Annotated in this window: 13 protein-coding genes and 1 pseudogene; 8 read left to right on the top strand and 6 right to left on the bottom strand. The window is 70.8% G+C overall.

The features are described from left to right. The first annotated feature begins 84 nt into the window (after positions 1-84). Positions 85-1551, top strand: a complete 1467-nt coding sequence (locus ACFXAE_RS12980) for a non-reducing end alpha-L-arabinofuranosidase family hydrolase (protein WP_384712463.1) — start codon at positions 85-87, stop codon at positions 1549-1551. Between the two features lie 867 nt (positions 1552-2418). After that, positions 2419-2715: a GlsB/YeaQ/YmgE family stress response membrane protein gene (locus tag ACFXAE_RS12985; RefSeq protein ID WP_384712466.1), complete on the top strand. Its 297-nt coding sequence runs from the start codon at positions 2419-2421 to the stop codon at positions 2713-2715. Positions 2716-2848: 133 nt separating this feature from the next. On the opposite strand, the gene ACFXAE_RS12990 is transcribed toward ACFXAE_RS12985, so the two are convergent. Beyond that, positions 2849-3703 (bottom strand): endonuclease/exonuclease/phosphatase family protein, encoded by an 855-nt coding sequence (locus tag ACFXAE_RS12990; protein ID WP_384712469.1) that lies wholly within the window; start codon positions 3701-3703, stop codon positions 2849-2851. 452 nt (positions 3704-4155) lie between these two features. Between ACFXAE_RS12990 and ACFXAE_RS12995 the strand changes: the two genes are divergently transcribed. Next, positions 4156-5031 carry a PhzF family phenazine biosynthesis protein gene (locus tag ACFXAE_RS12995; protein WP_384712472.1) on the top strand — a complete coding sequence of 292 codons (876 nt, stop codon included), beginning with the start codon at positions 4156-4158 and terminating at the stop codon, positions 5029-5031. Positions 5032-5894: 863 nt separating this feature from the next. On the opposite strand, the gene ACFXAE_RS13000 is transcribed toward ACFXAE_RS12995, so the two are convergent. Together ACFXAE_RS13000 and ACFXAE_RS13005 are read right to left on the bottom strand one after the other, a co-directional pair. Then, positions 5895-6137, bottom strand: a complete 243-nt coding sequence (locus tag ACFXAE_RS13000; RefSeq protein WP_384712475.1) for a hypothetical protein — start codon at positions 6135-6137, stop codon at positions 5895-5897. A 691-nt stretch (positions 6138-6828) separates the two neighbouring features. Continuing rightward, on the bottom strand, positions 6829-8319 hold the full coding sequence (locus ACFXAE_RS13005; protein ID WP_384712614.1) for a SulP family inorganic anion transporter: 1491 nt from the start codon (positions 8317-8319) through the stop codon (positions 6829-6831). A 411-nt stretch (positions 8320-8730) separates the two neighbouring features. Between ACFXAE_RS13005 and ACFXAE_RS13010 the strand changes: the two genes are divergently transcribed. Both ACFXAE_RS13010 and ACFXAE_RS13015 read left to right on the top strand, forming a co-directional pair. Next, on the top strand, positions 8731-9153 hold the full coding sequence (locus ACFXAE_RS13010) for a MerR family transcriptional regulator (RefSeq protein WP_384712478.1): 423 nt from the start codon (positions 8731-8733) through the stop codon (positions 9151-9153). A gap of 504 nt (positions 9154-9657) precedes the next feature. Next, positions 9658-11550 carry an SMI1/KNR4 family protein gene (locus ACFXAE_RS13015; protein ID WP_384712481.1) on the top strand — a complete coding sequence of 631 codons (1893 nt, stop codon included), beginning with the start codon at positions 9658-9660 and terminating at the stop codon, positions 11548-11550. A gap of 291 nt (positions 11551-11841) precedes the next feature. On the opposite strand, the gene ACFXAE_RS13020 is transcribed toward ACFXAE_RS13015, so the two are convergent. Continuing rightward, positions 11842-12606, bottom strand: coding sequence for an SDR family oxidoreductase (locus ACFXAE_RS13020; protein ID WP_384712484.1), 765 nt, complete (start codon positions 12604-12606; stop codon positions 11842-11844). A 101-nt stretch (positions 12607-12707) separates the two neighbouring features. Between ACFXAE_RS13020 and ACFXAE_RS13025 the strand changes: the two genes are divergently transcribed. Next, positions 12708-13556, top strand: a complete 849-nt coding sequence (locus ACFXAE_RS13025) for a helix-turn-helix transcriptional regulator (protein ID WP_384712487.1) — start codon at positions 12708-12710, stop codon at positions 13554-13556. 105 nt (positions 13557-13661) lie between these two features. On the opposite strand, the gene ACFXAE_RS13030 is transcribed toward ACFXAE_RS13025, so the two are convergent. Both ACFXAE_RS13030 and ACFXAE_RS13035 read right to left on the bottom strand, forming a co-directional pair. Next, positions 13662-13877 (bottom strand): hypothetical protein, encoded by a 216-nt coding sequence (locus ACFXAE_RS13030; protein ID WP_384712490.1) that lies wholly within the window; start codon positions 13875-13877, stop codon positions 13662-13664. Further along, complete coding sequence (locus ACFXAE_RS13035; protein ID WP_384712493.1) at positions 13874-14110, bottom strand: hypothetical protein; 237 nt, start codon at positions 14108-14110, stop codon at positions 13874-13876. Before ACFXAE_RS13035 ends, ACFXAE_RS13030 begins: the two co-directional genes overlap by 4 nt. An 18-nt stretch (positions 14111-14128) precedes the next feature. On the opposite strand from ACFXAE_RS13035, the pseudogene ACFXAE_RS13040 reads away from it, so the two are divergent. Both ACFXAE_RS13040 and ACFXAE_RS13045 read left to right on the top strand, forming a co-directional pair. Continuing rightward, positions 14129-14317: pseudogene (locus ACFXAE_RS13040) on the top strand (hypothetical protein); the annotation flags it as partial. A gap of 567 nt (positions 14318-14884) precedes the next feature. Beyond that, positions 14885-16093 carry a DUF2235 domain-containing protein gene (locus ACFXAE_RS13045; protein WP_384712496.1) on the top strand — a complete coding sequence of 403 codons (1209 nt, stop codon included), beginning with the start codon at positions 14885-14887 and terminating at the stop codon, positions 16091-16093. Positions 16094-16150: the final 57 nt, after the last annotated feature.

The raw sequence follows: 16150 nt of genomic DNA on the forward strand, positions 1-16150 counted from the left end.
TCGTCTCCGCCCCCGCGGCACGTCCGCTCCGCGGCTCATCGGGGTCACCTCACCCCTCCCCCACCCCTCAAAGGAGGCCCTCTGATGTGGTTTCGCCACCTGCCCCCGGTCCGTCCAAGACGCTTACTCGCCGTCCTTGCGCCCTTGCTGCTCGTGGCCGCCTTCCTCGGCGCCCAGCCCGCCGCTGCGGCGACCGTAGACCCCAACGCCTCGTATGTGCTGGTCAACCGCAACAGCGGCAAGGCCCTGGACGTCTACAACATGGCGACCGACGACGGCGCCCGCATCACCCAGTGGGCCAGGAACGATCAGAACCAGCAGCAGTGGCAGTTCGTCGATTCCGGAGACGGCTACTACCGCATCAAGTCCCGTCACTCGGGCAAGGTGCTGGACGTCCACAACTGGTCCACCGCGAACGGCGGCTCGATCGTCCAGTGGGCCGACCTGAACGGCACCAACCAGCAGTGGCGGCTGGCCGACAGCTCGGACGGCTACGTGCGGCTCGTCTCGCGCCACAGCAACAAGGCCCTCGAAGTACAGGGCGGCTCCACCGCCGACAACGCGAACATCGTGCAGTACGACGACTGGGGCGGCACCAACCAGCAGTGGCAGCTCGTCAAGGTCGGCGCCGACACCCCCGGCTCGTGCGATCTCCCGTCGGCCTACCGCTGGACGTCGACGGGCGCGCTGGCGCAGCCCAAGCAGGGGTGGGTCTCGCTCAAGGACTTCACCGTCGCCCCCTACAACGGCAGACAACTCGTCTACGCCACCACGCACGACACGGGGACGAGGTGGGGTTCGATGAACTTCGGCCTGTTCACCAACTGGTCGGAGATGGCCTCGGCCGGCCAGAACACGATGTCCAACTCGACCGTCGCACCCACGCTCTTCTACTTCGCGCCGAAGAACATCTGGGTGCTCGCCTACCAGTGGGGCGGGACCGCCTTCTCCTACCGGACGTCGAGCGACCCCACCAACCCGAATGGCTGGTCATCCGAGCAGGTGCTCTTCTCCGGAAGCATCTCCGGCTCCGGAACGGGGCCCATCGACCAGACCCTCATCGGGGACGGCACGAACATGTACCTGTTCTTCGCCGGTGACAACGGCAAGATCTACCGGGCCTCCATGCCGATCGGGAACTTCCCGGGCAGCTTCGGCTCGACCTCGACAGTGATCATGAGCGATACGACGAACAACCTGTTCGAAGCCCCGCAGGTCTACAAGCTGCAGGGCCAGAACCGCTACCTCATGATCGTCGAGGCGATCGGCGCGCAGGGCCGTTACTTCCGCTCGTTCACGGCCACCAGTCTGAACGGCTCCTGGACACCCCAGGCCGCGACCGAAAGCAACCCCTTCGCCGGCAAGGCCAACAGTGGCGCCACCTGGACCAACGACATCAGCCACGGCGAACTGATCCGCACCAGCCCCGATCAGACCATGACCGTCGATCCCTGCCATCTGCAGTTGCTCTACCAGGGACGCAGCCCCAACTCCGGCGGTGACTACGGCCTCCTGCCCTACCGTCCGGGTCTGCTGACCCTGCAGCGCTGACGGCGTGTTCGCCGCCGAGGGAATGAACCCCGGCCTTCATCCGCAACTGTGGCACCAGGTACGAGAAAGGATCGACCGGCGCATGCGCCGATGAGGAAACCCTGGGCGCCAAAGGAAGGACCACCGGGCGTTCGCGGCCGCCGAACGCCGTCGCCCGGTGCCCCGGGGCGGATGCGCTGAGCCGACGAGGCCACCTGCCCGGACACTTCCCCGGCCAGGCAGGTGGCAGCTGCTCGAAAGGGCTCCGTACGCCCTGCGCGACCACGGATGCCGCGCAGGGGGGGGAGGGTCAGGAAGCCGAGCGGTGAGGACCGGTTTCCGGAGCGCCATTGCCGTGCGGCGTGACCGTCTCGCCCTCCGCGGCGAGCCTCATCCTGATGGTCATCCGAGCCGGCTCGGCTTCGGCCGTCTTGTCGTGGGCCGTTCGCACCGCCGCCGTGCTCTGTTCCTGGCCCCCGTCGCTCCTGCTCGCGTTCGACGACGCGCCGTCCTTCGCACCCGACGGCTCGCTGTCGTCCCCACGCCTCGTCAGAGCACCCCCGTGACCGCGGCGACCGTGATCGCGGCGGCCTTCGTCCCCCTGCGACGCATGTGAGTTCCCGTCTCCTCGACGACTGCCGCCCGCCCATCGAGCGACGGCGAACCGGCGGCCCCTGTGCCCCTCGGAGAAGTGTGAGAACGCCCTTTTCCAGCGGATGTTGGGGATGCTGGGCTCAATTCGAACGAGTCGCGCCGACGGCATGAAGCGGCGCTGTACCACCAACGGGACATCAACATGAGCTCCCTCATGCCGACTGCGCACGGGTTAGTTAGGAAAGCCGATCCGGGGACACACGTACGACGAACCGACAGCAAGGAGGGTCTGTAATGGGCATCATCGCGTGGATAGTCATCGGCCTGCTCGCCGGAGCCATTGCCAAGGCGCTCATGCCGGGCAAGGACCCGGGCGGAATCATCATCACCATGCTCATCGGTATCGCCGGAGGGCTCCTCGGAGGGTTCCTCGGCAAGGTGGTCTTCGGGGTCGACTCGATCGACGGCTTCTTCGAGCTGTCCACCTGGATCGCGGCCATCGCCGGATCCGTCATTCTGCTGGCGCTGTACCGGCTGTTCACCGGCCGCGGACACGGGCGCGGCCATCGTCGTGGACACGCCCACGCATAACAGCCCGGCGGTCGAAGCGACCTGACGCAGGAGAAACCGACATGTCTGTGTGGGTGCCCCCGCTTGAAGGCGGGGGCACCCACACAGACATGTCAGGATCCGGCGGAAGTAAGACGCCGACGGCGGCGGAAACCTACTGGGGCGGGGCCACGTCGGTGTGCAGCATGTGGTGGTCCGAGTACGGGGTGGGTTCCACGCGGTGTTCGAGCGGGGTGAGGCCTCGCAGGAAGACGTAGTCGAACTTGCTGTGCCAGTCGGTGGTCGGTTCGCAGGTGCCGACGGGCGAGGGACGGCACTGGGGGGCCGTGTCCTCGGCCAGTGCCCAGATCCGGGTCAGTTCGGGAGCGTCCGGCACGGCGTTGAAGTCTCCGAGAACGATTGCGCGGTCGTGCCGGGCGATGACCGCGGCGAGTACGCCGGCCTGGTCCGCCCTTACCGCTTCCTGACGTCGTTGGGCGAGGTGCGTGTTGAAGACCCGTACGGACCGGCCGCCCACCAGGGTGGTGACTGCCATGTACCCGCGGTCCTCGGATCCTCCGTCGGGGTACTCCACGTTGACGCGGTCCGTCATCGGTGCCGCCGAGAGGATCGCCTGGCCGTAGGCTCCCGGACTCCACGGCACTCCCCCGCAACGGCCCCAGTTCCGTAGAACCGTCCCGTACTCGACGTGGTAGACCAGTCCGTAGAGACGCCGCAGATAGTCCCGGATCCTCTCGACGTCCCGCACGCACGCTTCCTGCAGACCGATGACCTGGGGCGCGTACGTGGCGATCTCCGCCGCCCGGTCGACGTTGCTCGTCTCGCAGGGGTTGCAGATGTTCCACGTCATGACCCGGTTCGGCACGACGTCCTCGGCGGCGTCGACGGGCAGCGGCCTGGCGAAGGGGGCTCCCCCCGGTGCACTGGAACCGAGGAGCACCATGCAGGCCACGATCACGGCACCCGTGAGCAACCGTGCGCTCCTTCCGAGCACTGTCGCCTCCTCCATGTACGTCGTACACCTGACATCCGACGCTTCCACGCACGAGCTTATGGGACGGCGTTGTCAGCAACACGTGCTCGGCCGGCCGGACCGTCCACCCGGTCCCCGAGCGCAGGAACGACGCGACCCGGCAGGTGGTCGACAACGACGTCGTGGACGTCATCGAGCTGCTCGAATCGGCTTCGCTCCTGGTCCCGGAGGAGGTCGCCGCGGGAAACGGCATCACGGTGGGGGACGTCCGGGACTGCCTCGCCCACGACGAGAGGAACCCGGGGACGGACATCCGCCATGCCGGACATGGCATCCACCGCCACCGCCGGCAGGCAACCGATCACTCGTGGGCCGCGCCTCCCCCGCCACGCGTCGGTCTGCTCCGTCGCACGGGCTCTGCGCGAGCGGCCGTCCCCGTCTCCCCACGTCCGGGAATAGCCGCGGGCTCACATCGTGTTGCCGCGGGCATGACGACGAATGCGCAGCGGCCCGAGGTCCTGCGATACACCGCCTTCTCCAGCAGTCCCGACGGCGGAAACCCCGCCGGTGTCGTTCTGGACGCCACCGCTCTGGACGACGAGGACATGCTGGCCCTCGCCGCCGAACTGGGCTACTCGGAGTCCGCGTTCCTGACCGCGCCCCCGGAAGGGCTCGGCGGCCAGGAGGGGCGGGCGTACCGCATCCGGTACTTCAGCCCCAAGGCCGAGGTGCCGTTCTGCGGGCACGCCACCGTCGCGACCGCCGTCGCGCTCGCGGAGCGCGTCGGCCCCGGGGAACTGGTGTTCGCGACGCGCGCCGGCACCGTACCGGTGGAGGTGACCGAGGAGGACGGGACGGTCAGGGCCACGCTCACCAGCGTCGAACCGCACGTCGAGGGGATCGCCGACGCCGACCTCACGGAGGCGCTCGCCGCGCTCGACTGGCCGGCCGCCGACCTGGATCCGGCGTTCCCGCCCCGGATCGCGTTCGCCGGCGCCCGCCACCTCGTCCTCGCCGCGTCGACGCGCGCTCGCCTCGCGGATCTCGCGTACGACTTCGCGCGCCTCGAAGCCCTGATGCACCGACTGGATCTGACCACGGTCCAGCTGGTGTGGCGGGAGTCGGCCACCGTCTTCCACGTCCGTGACCCGTTCCCCGTCGGCGGCGTCGTCGAGGACCCGGCGACCGGCGCCGCGGCCGCCGCGTTCGGCGCGTACGCCCGTGAGCTCGGCCTGGTCCCCGAGGACGCCGTTCTCACCCTGTACCAGGGCGAGGACCTGGGCCGCCCCGGGGAGCTCACGGTGACGCTGCGCGCGGGCGACCCGCGCGTCCGGGTCGGCGGCGCGGGAGCTCGCATCGGCTGAGAGGCCCTTCTCTCGCGGCGGTGTCGCGTGCGATGGTGCGTCAGCCGTCAGAAGCGGGGGAGACACCCGCGGTCGCCTGTCCTGGGCGCGAGGTGGGTCCGCGCGAGCGCCGACTACCGGCTGCGGGCCCCGTACACCGATTCGCTCGAGGACGCGAAACAGACGATCGCCCGGCTGCGCGACCACGCGACGGGCTCGGCGCCGGTCCGTCGCGTCCGGCCGTGGCCGGAGGGTCGGCCGGCGCCCACCTGGCCGCGGTCATCGCGCCGACCGACGACTCGGTCTCGGGCGCGATCGGGCTGTACGGCTCCTACGGACCGACCGACGGAGGCGCGCCGGGCATCCCGGCGCCCGCACGCCCGTTCCTCCTGACCACGTGGACGACCGGGCAGCACTCCCCGGAGGCCACGTCCCTGGCCCGCGCAAGGACTCACGACAGCGAGGGCCCGGGTGGACGGCCGTCCAGCGCCGGGCGAACGCGTTCCCGCACGGTCAGCAGCCGACGGGAGAGGGTGAGCCGGGGGTGTCGTACCGGTCGTGCCCCTTCTGCCGGTACGACCGGCCGCGGATCCCCGGGGCCCTGGTGAAGCGGTGGTCCGACTGCCGTCGGACCCACTGTCCGGGAAGCAGCCGGACTGCCGGTGGCCTGCGCGGCCGGTCTGCCTCCGACGCGCTGTCACGCCTGCCGAAGTCATCGTCCGGTTCGCCGGCCACCCGTCGGTGGTGCTGTCCCGCCGACTCGCGGCCCGCCCGGAAGCCCCGATGGCTGCCGGACGCTCATGGCACTCGGACGTACCGGTGACCCGGAGCCCAGGCCGTTTCTCTCCCCGTCCCACGGCCCGCGCCGGACCTGCCGTTGCTCGTCAGGACTGCTCGAGCTGCGCGTTCGCCGTGCCTCCCGTCCGGTCCGGCGAACGGCGCATCCCGGCTTCCCAGAGGCACCAGGTCGACCACAGCAGCAGGACGAGGAAGGCGGCGAGCAGGCCCAGCAACACCACGATCTGCCGTGCCGACCCGTTCTCCTGGACCAGGGTCAGCAACAGGCAGAGCGTCCAGGCGCCCACGCCGCCCGCATACACGGCTCTGAGCTGTCGCAACTGACTCATCGATTCCACCATCGCCCTCCTGAGCCGTACCGTCACGCGTTACCCAGCCGGTACCCCCGTCGCGCGGCTTCACCGCACGCGATCGTGATCGGTCCCGCAGTCGGCTGTCGCTCCGACTCGTCTGCCGTGGACGGTGGTTCACGGCAGAGGTGCGATCGCCCGCGCCTCCCGCACGACGACCGTGCCGTCCATGACGAGCGAACGTTCCCATTATTCGGTCGCACAAGGCCGGTACGCCGGTGGACAGTCGCCGTCTCGTTCCGCAGTTCTTTCGGTTCGGCCCGGTGAAGGACCACTTCCTCGGACGGTCCGCCGTCGCACCGGGGCCGAAGACGCCACTGCCCGGATGCGAGTGCGGCGAGCGGGGGTGCCGGCACCCCGTGACAGCCGGCCCCGTGGTCCGGCACTCCTTCGAGCAACCCCACCGCCCGACCCGCGGCTGCGCGGCGTTCGGTCCGTTCCGCTTCGGTCGCCGTCCGTACGATGACGCCCTGCGGGTGCTGATCACGGCAGGGCAGGATGTGGTCGTCCGGTCGGCACCGGCGATACCGGGCCGTTCCGGTTCTGGCCGCGCGGGTGTACGGCTTCCCGGCCCGGCGGCGGAAGTTCACCCACGTCCGGGGTGTGAGCGGGCGACAGCCACGACCGAGGGGCCGGCGCCCACCTGGCGAGGGGCGCCGGCCGTGCGCGGTCAGTGGTCGGCGGTCAGTTCGCCGCTGAGCTTGCCGTGGAGCCGGGCGCTCGGGCCGTTGAGACCGGTGATCTCGACGGCCTTGCCGCGCTGGGCGTACTTGGTCTCGATGGCGTCCAGGGCCGCGACGGAGGAGGCGTCCCAGATGTGCGCCGAGCTCAGGTCGATGACGACCTCCGCCGGGTCGCCCGCGTAGTCGAACCGGCCGACGAGGTCGTTGGACGAGGCGAAGAACAGCTCGCCGGTGACCCGGTAGACCACGGTGGTGCCGTCGGGGTCGGTGACGGCGGTGACCTCGGCGAGGTGGGCGACGCGCTTGGCGAAGACGACCATGGCGGTGATCGTGCCGGCGACGACACCGACGGCGAGGTTGTGGGTGGCCACGACGCAGGCCACGGTGACCACCATGACGGTGATCTCCCCCGCGGGCATCCGCCGGAGTGTCTTCGGGGCGATGGAGTGCCAGTCGAACGTCGCGAACGACACCATGATCATGACGGCGACCAGGGCGGCCATGGGAATGTCGGAGACGACGGGGCCGAAGACGATGCACAGCACCATCAGGAAGGCGCCGGCGAGGAAGGTCGACAGGCGGGTGCGGGCTCCGGAGACCTTCACGTTGATCATGGTCTGGCCGATCATGGCGCAGCCGCCCATGCCGCCGAAGAAGCCGGTGACGATGTTCGCGATGCCCTGGCCGATCGACTCGCGGGTCTTGGAGGAGTGGGTGTCGGTGATGTCGTCGACCAGCTTGGCCGTCATCAGCGACTCCATCAGGCCGACCAGCGCCATCGCCAGCGCGTAGGGGGCGATGGTGGTCAGGGTGTCCATCGTGAACGGCACGTCGGGCAGGCCCGGGACGGGCAGGGAGGACGGCAGGGCGCCTTTGTCGCCCACGGTGGGCACCGCGATGCCGGCGGCGACCGTGATGACGGTCAGGATGACGATGGAGACCAGCGGCGCCGGGATCACCCTGGTGACCTTCGGGAAGAACACCATCAGGGCCAGGCCGCCGGTGATCAGGGGATAGACCGCCCAGGGCACATCCCGCATTTCCGGCACCTGGGCCATGAAGATCAGGACGGCGAGCGCGTTGACGAAGCCGACCATGACCGAGCGCGGCACGAACCGCATCAGCTTGGCCACCCCCAGCGCGCCGAGGACGATCTGGAAGACGCCGGCGAGGACGACCGCGGCGATCAGGTAACCGAGGCCGTGTTCGCGATTGAGCGGAGCGATGACGAGGGCGACGGCGCCGGTGGCCGCGGAGATCATCGCCCGCCGGCCGCCGACGACGGAGATGACGACGGCCATCGTGAAGGAGGCGAACAGGCCGATGGTCGGGTCGACACCGGCGATGATCGAGAACGAGATCGCCTCGGGAATCAACGCGAGCGCGACCACCAGGCCGGCCAGCACCTCGGTGCGCCAGACCTTCGGATCGCGCAGCCAGTCGGGCTTCAGGCCACGCAGACGCGCGGCCTGGGACAGGACGGAAACAGAAGAGGACAACGAAACAGGTACCTGTCGTGCTCGGGCACACCCTTCTCGGCGGGCGTGCGGGAGGAACACGGTGGTGCCGGCCGGCACCCCGCAGGCGGCCCGTGGGAGACGGAGCCGAAGTCGAAGGGGGATCCGGCGAGGGCCTGCCAGAACGCGGCCGGGGTCAGATCCGGGGGTGAGGCATCACGGCGGGCAGGCGGCAGCGCTGGGCATCATGGGCTCGCGCACACTTGTCTCCTGCCAGACATCACGTTCTCGCCGGAGGCGCCATCGGCCCCGACACGGCAACGGCAGGACAGCGACGAGGCCGCCCTCACCATCCGCAACTCTACCCTAACGTTAGAGTAGGGGTCGGCGAGGCGTGCGAAGGCGGCTCACCGCGGCACAGAAAGGACCGGAATGACGGGCGCGGACGGCAAGCACATGCAGATCGGCGAGGTCGCCGCACGTACGGAGCTGTCCCTGCGCACGATCCGGCACTACGAGGAGGCCGGGCTGGTCACCCCCTCCGCCCGCTCCCAGGGCGGCTTCCGCCTCTACACCGACAACGACGTGCAACGGCTCATGGTGATCCGCCGCATGAAGCCACTCGGCTTCTCCCTCGAGCAGATGCGTGACCTGCTGGACGCCACCGACCGCCTCGACGCCGGTACGGAACTCGGCGTCGAGGAGCGGGAGGCGCTGCTGGAGCGCATCCGCGGTTACGAGCGGGCCGCCGGCGAACAGGTCGCCGAACTCCGCGTCCGGCTCGCCCGCGCCGAGGACTTCACCACCACACTGCGGACCCGCCTGGAGCAGGACTCTCCCGCGGCCCGCCCCTGAGCCGAGCGGCCCGTGCCAGGGGCTTCAGTGACCGTTCGGCCCGGGGCCGGGCGCACTGCCTCGACCAGCAGATCGAGGAGCGGGCCGGTCCTCTTTTGGTGAGTCGATCGCCGTGGTCGAGAGGAAGACGCCGAGCAGCATCATCGTGACGTCGTCAGGATCGACGTCCGAGCGCAGCGAACCGGCCTCCGCGCCCCTGCGCAGCGTCTCCCCCGACGTCCTGCTGATCCCCGGCACGGCCCACCCCGGACACCTGGAGGAGAACGTGGCGGCGGGAGCGGTCACGCTCGACGGGGCTCTCCGCCCTGGACGCCGTGCCTTCCCGCTCAGGAGACATCGCCCTCGACTGAGAACTCCTGGCACTCGCCCTGCCGGACAGCCTCGACTCCGGCGGGACTGAACAGCCAGAAGACAGTCCAGCAGGAGGTCAGTCAGTGGCAGAGCCATGACCACCGGAACCTGAGTATCAGGATCAATGTCAGTGGCGGGTGACAGCATCGGAGCATGACGGAGAAATCACCCTTCGATTGGCGGTCCTTCCTGCTCAAGTGGAGCGGGGAGTGGGCGGATTCCCTGCCGGACGGCGAGGCGCGGGGCGAAGAGGACGAAGCCTCCCGGCAGGCGCGGTGGCTGGGGTTCCCGCCCGCGTCCGAGGAGCGGATCGCGGCCATGGAGGAGCGTCTCGGCCGGCGGATGCCGCCCTCGTACCGGAAGTTCCTCGAGGTCAGCGACGGCTGGCGGCACGCGGGCGGGTTCGTGTCGCTGCTGGCGGGGACCGCGGACGCGCACTGGCACAACGACGAGTCGGGACTCGCGGTCGTGTTCGAGGAGTACCTGGACGAGGACGCCGGGCCCGAGGAGCGGCGGGAGGCGGACATCTGGCGGCGCGGGCTGCAGCTCGACGTCGAGTCCGATGCCACCTACGTCCTGATGGACCCCGAGGAGGTGGACGAGGACGGCGAGTGGGCCGTGTACACGTGGGCGAGCTGGCGGGCCGATTCGCCCGGACGGCACGCGAGCTTCCGCTCGTTCATGCGGGACATGTTCCGGGAGTTCCACAGCCTGCGGGCCCGGCCGAACGACGGGGAACCGGAGTTCGTCAACGACACGACGCGGAAGCTGGACGCCCTGGTGGAGGAGGCCCGGCTGGAGGCGCTGCGCGGCGGCTGGGAGCGGGCCGGGAAGGCGCTGGACGAGGCCAAGGAGTACAGCAGGCCGCGGGCCGCCGGGCTGGGCGACCAGATACGCCGACTGCTCGGGCAGACCTACATGGTGTACTTCGACGGCCTGGTGACGGACCCACGGTACGCGCCCGAGCTGCTGCCACCCCTGGTCGCCGAGCACGCGGCACACTCGTACCGGGACGACTCCACGCTGAGGTTCCACCTGCGGGGCGCCGATGAGGACCTGGTGTCACTGGCGTACGCGACGCTGGAGCAGGTGCGCGGCGGCACGTACCGGTACACGGCGTCCGGGCCGTTCGGGGAGGCGGTGGAGCGGGCTCGGGAGTTGGCGCGGTGGGGGGACACCGACAGGGCATGGCGGACCCTGGTGGACGCCCTGCCCCTGTGGGAGCCGCTGGGACCGGACCTCCTGGCGCCGCTGGGGTGGGTGGCCGACCCCATGCTCGGGCCGCTGCTGACCCCGGAGCGGGGCCGCGAACTGCTGTCCGCTCCGAGGGGCGGGCAGGCGGGCGAGGCACCGGTGCCGACGGCCGGGCTCGACCCGGGCGGCCTGGCGTGGCTCGCGGAGCCCGACCCCGGCAACAACCGTACGTCCTACCGGTTCGTCCTGGTGGAAGGGGCGGAGCCGGAGGAGTTGCCCGCTCGTCTGGCGGACGGGGACGGCGCGGTGCTGAACGAACCCATGACCCTCTGGGACGCGCGCCGCGGACTGCTGCACAACCGGAGGGAGTTCTCGTCCTACGACGACAGGGCTCTTATGGCGGTCGGCCGGGCCGGCACCGGCTGGAGCTTCGCCTTCGACGGCAACCCTGCCTCGTTCGACCGGCAGCGGTTCGTCTCCCCCGCCCCGGCCGCCGGCGCGGGCACCCGCGCGGTGGTGGTGTGGAGCGGCCTCAGAGCACGGCACGGGGAGCAGTTCTTCCACCTTTCGGTGGCGCGCGACGGCGCCGAGCAGTACGCGTTCGCCTACGCGGACGGAGAGGTCCGGCGCAGCGGGGACATACCGCGGGCGCTGGACCCGAGCCGGTTCTTCGGTGCCCCAAAGGACGCCGCCGAGGTGGAACGTCCGCTGCTGGAGGCGGTGGCCGGGGAGTTCGGTGCGCATCTGCCGCGCCACGCGATCGTCAACGGGCGGCTGCACACGTTCACCACCCGCTCCTGGACACGGCCGCCGAGGGACGGCGAGACGTACACGGTGATCCGCATGAGCTGAGGAGCCGTGCCCCCTGGCGGACAGCGAGCGGACGGACGACGGTCCGGAAAGCGGGTGGCCGGCCGGGCCGGCATCCGCTCCCACCGTCCGTCAGGGACCACGACGACCGGACAGGCGGCGCGCTGCCCGGCGAACACCTGAGCGAGGCCGGGGCCGTGCCTGTCCGGATCGCCTTCGGCGTAGACCCGGTGGTGGTGAACACGGCCCTCGCCCGCGCCCGGCCCGCGCGCTGTCGCCCCCGTCGTCTCCAGGAACGCGTCGTGTACTGGCGGCCAACGGAGCGGCGCCGGCTCACTTCCCGTGCGGGTCGCCGCCGTTGAGTGTCTCGACGACCTGGTCGTAGTCGCCGCGGGCCTCGCCGTAGCGCAGGAACTTCACGCGCTCGACCTGGATCTCCTTCGCATCGGGCCGAGCTTCGAGCAGACCGACCACCTCTGTGACGAACTCATCGAGCGGCATGGCGTGTTCGTTGTCCTCGTGCCCGGGCAGCAGTGCGGTGCGCACGGACGGCGGCTCGAGTTCCACGACCTTCACCGAGGTGTCGGCGAGCTGCAGCCGGATGGACTCGCTGAGCATGTGGATCGCCGCCTTCGACGCGTTGTAGCTCGGCGTGACCTTGAGCGGCGCGAAGGCCAGACCCGAGGAGACGGTCATGATCGTGGCGTCCGGCTGCGCCTGCAGATGCTCGACGAACGCGGCGATCAGGCGGATCGGACCGAGCACGTTCGTCGTCACCGTGGACTCCGCGGAGGCGAGGAACGACGCGGGGTCGCGCCAGTCCTCGACGCGCATCACGCCGGCCATGGTGACGAGGACGTTGAGGTCCGGGTGACGGTCCAGCACCTGTTTCGCGGCGGAGGCGATGCTCACGGTGTCCGTGGTGTCGATCTGCACGGTGTCGATGCCGGGGTGCCCGGCCGCGATCCGTTCCAGCAGCTCGGTGCGTCGGCCGCCGACGATGACGGTGTTCCCCCTGGCCTTCAGCTCGAGGGCGAGGGCGAGACCGATACCGCTGGTGGAGCCGGGGATGAAGACGGTGTTTCCGGAGATGTTCATGCCCCGATCGTCGACGGTCCGCCGCCGCGGGGGCAGAGACCGGTTGTCGGGGGATCGGCGATCCCTGGCTCGCCCACCGGTGCCGGACGATAATCGACCCCATGGACCGTGCAGCTCTGGCCGACTTCCTGCGCCGCCGCCGCGAGGCACTGCGGCCGGAGGACCTCGGTCTTCCCACAGGCGCACGCCGACGGACCCGGGGTCTGCGGCGTGAGGAGGTCGCGTCCCTGGCCGTGATGTCGACCGACTACTACACACGGCTGGAGCAGCAGCGCGGGCCGCAGCCCAGCGAGCACATGCTGGCCTCGCTCGCCCGGGCGCTGCGGCTGACGGGCGACGAGCGCACCTACCTGTACCGGATAGCCGGGCACAACGCACCGGTGCCGCTGTCGGCCTCGCCGCATGTCGCTCCCGCGCTGCTGCGGGTGCTGGACCGGCTCGACGACACCCCGGCGCTCGTTCTGACCGACCTGGGCGAGACGCTGGTGCAGAACAGGATGGCCGCCGCCCTGCTCGGGGACGCGACGAAGCACACGGGGCTCGCCCGCAGCGCGATCTACCGCTGGTTCACCGACCCCACGGAACGATCGCGCTACCCCGAGTCCGACCACGACCGGCAGAGCCGCGCCCAGGTCGCGAACCTGCGCGCCGCCCATGGGCTGCGGGGCCCGCGTTCGCGGGCCGGTGAACTCGTGCGCGCCCTCCGGAAGGCGAGCGAGGAGTTCGCCGAACTGTGGGGGCGGCATGAGGTCGCGCAGCGCTTCGAGGACCACAAGACGCTCATCCACCCGGAACTCGGCGCGATCGAGCTGGACTGCCAGGCGCTGTTCACCGAGGACCAGTCCCAGACACTGCTCGTGCTCACGGCTCCGCCGCGCACCGAGGGCCACGAGAAGCTGCAACTGCTCGCCGTGCTCGGACTGGACCGCTTCACCGAGACCGAGCGCTAGGAATCGGCGCCGGCTCGACGGTCGGTCCCGACGCGGCCCAGCGAGCGGTCTGCCACGCACACGAGCAGGAAGACGGCGGCCACGCCGAGCAGCGGCCCTGCCAGGTCATGCAGTCCGGCGCCGGTCGCGCCCGTCCGGAAGATCACGGCGGTGGTCGCGGACGCGAGAGGCGCGTCCGATGGGGACCAACGCGGCCGCGAGCATCGAGGAGTTGACCGGGTTGAGGATCGAGCCGAGGATCATCGGTGCGATCGGACGCCGGTCGAAGCCGCCCGGGCCGGCCCTGCGGGGCCGTTGGCCGCGGGCGGCGAGGCGGGTCATGCCTGCGCCACCCGGTCGAGCAGTGCCATGGCCGTGACGACGGCCCGCAGCTCCTCTTCGGTCCCGTGTTCCTGCAGGGTGCGGGCGAGCCAGGCCTGACGGGCGGCGCGGTCGCCCTGGCGTCGCTCGCGGCCCCGCCCGGTGAGTGAGACGAGCTGCCGGCGGCCGTCGTCGGGGTCCCGGCTGCGGTCGACCGGGCCGGCCCTCTCCAGGGCGATGACGGTCTTCGCCATGGACTGCGGGCGTACGCCTTCGGCCGCGGCGAGGCGTGGGAGGACAACCCCGAGGGCCGGCCCGAGGGAGGCAGCCCGTGCTGGTCCTGGCGCTCGGACGCGGACGGGAACGCCACGTGGGGCCCGACCAGCCGCCCCGTACCGCAGTGGACCCGTCCCGGTGCGACCCCCGTGGAGACCCTCGGCCGCCACGGTCACCACCACTGACACGCCCACGTCGACAGGAGGACCGAACGCATGGGCAGGGTGATCTGCGACATCACGGTCCCGGCCGACGGTCACCCGGCCGGGCTCGACCGGACCGGGGAACGCCCGTTCGGTGACGACGGCGGGGAGGCCCGGGAGCCTCGGTGAGGCCGCGGCGGCCGCCGGCAGAAGACCCGGGACGAGCCCGAGGAGTGCGGCGACGAGCAGGGCGATGTGTCCGCGAGGGCGCGGGAGAGGCCTGGTGGACACAGGGGGTCCTCTCCCGGAACGGATCCCGGCCGGAAGGCCGTGGCAGGGCATGGACCACGCAGCGTTTTACATCGATGCAATGATGGCGGCGCCATGCCAGGGACGACCGTCCCGCCCGTCAGTGGCCGCTGCGTCGAACGGAGAACGGAGTCGGCGGCAGGCTCGGTCCCGCGAGCACGGCGGTCGGGGCGACCGCCACTGCCGGGACGGCCCTCCTGGTGACGTTCTCGCATGTGTCGCATGGCGCGGGGCGTCGGACGGTGGGATTCTGGAAGTGGTGCTGTGCGCCGCTCCACGCTCTCGCGAGGGGGGATGGTCATGGCCAAGCGTCTGGTCGTCTGCTGCGACGGCACATGGAATTTCGCGGACCAGCCGAGCAAGACCAACGTCGCCAAGGTCGCCCTGTCCGTGCGCCCCAAGTCCGCCGCCGGGAAGGAACAGCGCGTCTACTACCACAGCGGGGTCGGCACCCACCGGTGGGAGCGTCTGCGCGGCGGCGCGTTCGGCGTGGGACTGTCCCGGAACATCGTGGACGCCTACCGGTTCCTCGTCGAGACGTACGAGCCCGACGACGAGTTGTTCCTCTTCGGTTTCAGCCGCGGTGCGTTCACCGCCCGCAGCCTGGCGGGGCTGGTGCACAACAGCGGCGTCCTGCGCCGGGACCACGCCGACCGGATCCCGGAGGCCTGGGCTCTGTACCGTGACCGCATCGAGCAACCGAACGGCGCGGCCGCCACGTTGTTCCGCCGCTCGTACGCGCACGAGACGGAGATCAGGTTCGTCGGGGTGTGGGACACGGTCGGCGCCCTGGGCGTCCCGGCTCCGGACACCACATGGCTGCAGCCGTCGGCGAACCGGTTCAACCGCCGCTGGGCGTTCCACGACACCGAGCTGGGCGACCGGGTCGAGGCGGCCTTCCACGCGCTGGCCGTCGACGAGCAGCGCTCGGCGTTCCGGCCGGCGCTGTGGCACCAGCATCCCGAATCCGCCGCGCGGGGACAGGAGTTGAAGCAGGTGTGGTTCGCCGGGGTGCACAGCGATGTCGGTGGCGGCTACAGGGAGACGGGACTGTCCGACATCGCCCTGCTGTGGATGGTCGACCACGCCCGCAGACATGGGCTGGAGTTCGACGCCGACGCGCTCAGCGCGGAGGGGCCCCGGGTGATGAAGCCCGAGGAATGCGTCGACTTCCGGGTACGGCCGGACGGTTCGGGCACTCTCCACACCTCACGGACGGGCATGTACCGACTGGCCGGGCCGCTGCACCGGCCGCTCGGGAGGGCGGTGGACGACCGCGGCGAGCCCGACGGCAACGAGTTCCTGGCGGTGCCCGCCAAGGAACGCTACGACCGGGACGCGGGTTACCGGCCGCCGGAGCTGGAGGGTTACCTGGGCAGGCAGGAGCGGGTCCGGCTGGAGCCCGTCCTGCTGCCGGGCCTCGCCGCGAGCCTGCCGCCCATGCCTCCCGCCGCGTCCGGTCCGGGAGCGGCGGCCGGCGCGCGGGACGGACTCCACCGTGCCACGTGACACCGGCCGGCTGCGGCGATACCCCTTTGCGCAGCGCTTCCCGGCCTGGTTGGCTCA

It is taken from the genome of Streptomyces sp. NPDC059454, from assembly GCF_042749965.1.
Lineage (GTDB): Bacteria > Actinomycetota > Actinomycetes > Streptomycetales > Streptomycetaceae > Streptomyces.

Excerpts from the sequence above, each read along its gene's own strand:
- ACFXAE_RS12980 (WP_384712463.1), top strand. The coding sequence starts at position 85 with ATGTGGTTTCGCCACCTGCCCCCGGTCCGTCCAAGACGCTTACTCGCC.
- ACFXAE_RS12985 (WP_384712466.1), top strand. The coding sequence starts at position 2,419 with ATGGGCATCATCGCGTGGATAGTCATCGGCCTGCTCGCCGGAGCCATT.
- ACFXAE_RS12990 (WP_384712469.1), bottom strand. The coding sequence starts at position 3,703 with ATGGAGGAGGCGACAGTGCTCGGAAGGAGCGCACGGTTGCTCACGGGT.
- ACFXAE_RS12995 (WP_384712472.1), top strand. The coding sequence starts at position 4,156 with ATGACGACGAATGCGCAGCGGCCCGAGGTCCTGCGATACACCGCCTTC.
- ACFXAE_RS13000 (WP_384712475.1), bottom strand. The coding sequence starts at position 6,137 with ATGAGTCAGTTGCGACAGCTCAGAGCCGTGTATGCGGGCGGCGTGGGC.
- ACFXAE_RS13010 (WP_384712478.1), top strand. The coding sequence starts at position 8,731 with ATGACGGGCGCGGACGGCAAGCACATGCAGATCGGCGAGGTCGCCGCA.
- ACFXAE_RS13015 (WP_384712481.1), top strand. The coding sequence starts at position 9,658 with ATGACGGAGAAATCACCCTTCGATTGGCGGTCCTTCCTGCTCAAGTGG.
- ACFXAE_RS13020 (WP_384712484.1), bottom strand. The coding sequence starts at position 12,606 with ATGAACATCTCCGGAAACACCGTCTTCATCCCCGGCTCCACCAGCGGT.
- ACFXAE_RS13025 (WP_384712487.1), top strand. The coding sequence starts at position 12,708 with ATGGACCGTGCAGCTCTGGCCGACTTCCTGCGCCGCCGCCGCGAGGCA.
- ACFXAE_RS13030 (WP_384712490.1), bottom strand. The coding sequence starts at position 13,877 with ATGACCCGCCTCGCCGCCCGCGGCCAACGGCCCCGCAGGGCCGGCCCG.
- ACFXAE_RS13035 (WP_384712493.1), bottom strand. The coding sequence starts at position 14,110 with ATGGCGAAGACCGTCATCGCCCTGGAGAGGGCCGGCCCGGTCGACCGC.
- ACFXAE_RS13045 (WP_384712496.1), top strand. The coding sequence starts at position 14,885 with ATGGCCAAGCGTCTGGTCGTCTGCTGCGACGGCACATGGAATTTCGCG.